Here is a 2,474-nt window from a genome sequence, read left to right on the forward strand (position 1 = left end):
CGCGAGCCTGTTCCGCAGCGCGTACGCGGTGAGTAGGTGGACAACCCGCCGGCTGATGGTCTCGACCCGAGACAGCTCTTCCAAGAGGTTGAGGGTCCATTGGGACTGGTGATCCGTGTCATGATCACTGACTGTCTTCGACTCCGCTACGAGATCGGTCAGGTCGCGGATCTGCTGCTCGACCCACTGTGCCAGGTCCTTGGGTACCGGCGCGGACTGCGACATCAGATTTACTCCCTTGACGGTCTCGTCTCTAATGACTAGAGTCGACTTCACTCGATGCTCTAAAGGCTAGAGCATAGACCTTGGGAGGAACAGACCATGCCGCAGACGTTCATCGTGGACCAGGCCGCGACTTTCCAGGCGGTTGCCTTCCTGGGCGCGGAGCCCCGGATTGAGTTCGGCACGCGGGACAAGCAGGAGACGACAACGGTAAGCCACCCGCCCGACATCGCGCCAGCGAACCAGGTAGACGCGCCGAACTGTGAGGGCTGCGGATCGCCCCTGGAAGCCCGTACGCACTCCGGTGGGCTTCCGAAGCGGTTCCACAACGATGCGTGTCGCAAGCGGGCTCTGCGTGCCTCTCAGCGGTCTACCGACCCTGTTGCCGGGCGTGCCGGTCCCGGGGTGCCGCGCGCGGGCGGGACGCAGGAGCGCGCGGCAGGCGGCCCGGGTTTGGCCGCCGGCCCCGGGGCCGGTTTGCCCGGTTCAGGCCACCCGGATCCCACCCGGACTTGGTACTACGCAAAGTTTGCGTCCACCCCAGGTCAGGTGCCCTATGGACCGGCTCGGAGGGCTGTCCGGTACGGGCTGCGTCAGCTTCTCAACCAGGTGTCAGAGATCGACCGTTGCAAGCGGTGCGGTCGGGATCTGCTCGGCGGCGCGGCGGCCATCGTCGTCAACGAGGGCACGGCTCACTTCTCCGGTGTCGAGACCTGCGGCCGGCTCTGGCTCTGTCCGGTCTGCGCTGCCAAGATCCGGGCTCGGCGCGGCGACGAGATCGCGGAAGCAGTCGGCCGACACATGAGCAACGGCGGTGGTGCGTACTTCGCCACTGCGACCCTTTCCCACGACCAGGGCGACGCGCTCACTGCGTCTCTCGACGTGCTCACCAAGAGTTGGCGAGCGCTCGCGTCGGGCCGGGCCTACAAGGACGAGCAGGAGCGCTTCGGAGTGCTGGGCAACATCCGCGCCACCGAGATCACCCACGGTCGGCATGGCTGGCACCCGCACATCCACGCCGTGATCCTCACCGCCGCTGAAGTCGACGTGCTCAACCTCTGCGACTGGTTTGGCCGGCTCGATGCCCGCTGGTCCCGTGCCCTGGTTCGCTACGGGTGGACACCCGGCCTTCTCGGTCGTCGCTTCACCCTCTACCCGGTTACCCGCTCACCTGGTGGCCTGGCCGCCTACGTCACCAAGGTCCAAGAGTCCGGGCTCGGTAACGAGATCGCTCGCTCCGACATGAAGGGCACCCGGCGTAAGACTTCGCGCACGCCGCTACAGATCCTCGCGGACTTCGGCACCGACGGCTTGGCCGCTGACCTCGATCTCTGGCACGAGTACGAGCGGGCCACCGCCGGTAAGAGCGCGCTGCGCTGGTCGCGTGGACTGCGGGCACTGCTCCTGCCCGACGTCGACGAGCAGACCGACGAAGAGATTGCGGCCGAAGAGGTCGGCGGCGACACCGTGGCCTACCTCCTGCCGCACACCTGGTACCGCCTGGCCGACATTCCCGGCGCTCAGTCGGCGGTGCTCGACGCGGTGGAGTCGGACGGCTGGGAGGGACTTATCCGCGTATTGGTCGGCTACCGCGTCGGTGTCGACGGGCTACTCGCGCCCGACGAGTGGGCCAACCAGGAGCACGTGTGACCGGCGGCTAAGTCTGACTTTTCCTCCAACTTGCTCCTACGGATGATCACGCTTTCTGACGCATCCTAGGAAGGCCGAACGGGCGCGAAATCCCTTACGCCACAACGGGTTTCACGACAGCAAGTGGCCTGAGAGCCATCTCCGCCGTGAGTCCGCACACCGTGGAGCGGGCCTGCCCTCCGGTGACAAGGTGGAGCACCCTACGTCTGAACGACCTTGGCACCGGAGGGCAGGTCTGCTCGGCTCCGCCCGGACTCACGGTGGAGATGGCGAACCGCGCAACCACCCACCACCGCAAGATCCGAACGACCCCCGGCCATCTCTGTCGAAGATCCCCCGCCCGGAGGGCATCACTTCCGCTTTGACCGTGGTGGCGGCCATACCTCTTCCCAGACTTCCTGGGCCAGTCCGGACCCGTTCCGGTTCTGCGCGGCCGTGATCGTTACCCCGGTGGCTTTCGCCACGGTGTCGCCGCCGCGAGCCTGTTCCGCAGCGCGTACGCGGTGAGTAGGTGGACAACCCGCCGGCTGATGGTCTCGACCCGAGACAGCTCTTCCAAGAGGTTGAGGGTCCATTGGGACTGGTGATCCGTGTCATGATCA

General features: G+C 66.2%; 2 protein-coding genes. One reads left to right on the plus strand and one right to left on the minus strand.

Going from position 1 to position 2,474, the window contains the following annotated elements:
- Positions 1 to 225: hypothetical protein (locus tag E1292_RS53260; RefSeq protein ID WP_132271217.1), on the minus strand; the 225-nt coding region annotated here is incomplete at its 3' end.
- 606 nt (positions 226 to 831) lie between these two features.
- Between E1292_RS53260 and E1292_RS50135 the strand changes: the two genes are divergently transcribed.
- The gene (locus E1292_RS50135) at positions 832 to 1,872 is read left to right on the plus strand and encodes a protein rep (protein WP_132606834.1); all 1,041 of its coding nucleotides are present in this window, start codon (positions 832 to 834) and stop codon (positions 1,870 to 1,872) included.
- The last annotated feature ends 602 nt before the right edge of the window (positions 1,873 to 2,474 follow it).

Origin of the sequence: Nonomuraea deserti, from assembly GCF_004348685.1 — a bacterium.
GTDB classification, from domain to species: Bacteria; Actinomycetota; Actinomycetes; order Streptosporangiales; family Streptosporangiaceae; genus Nonomuraea; species Nonomuraea deserti.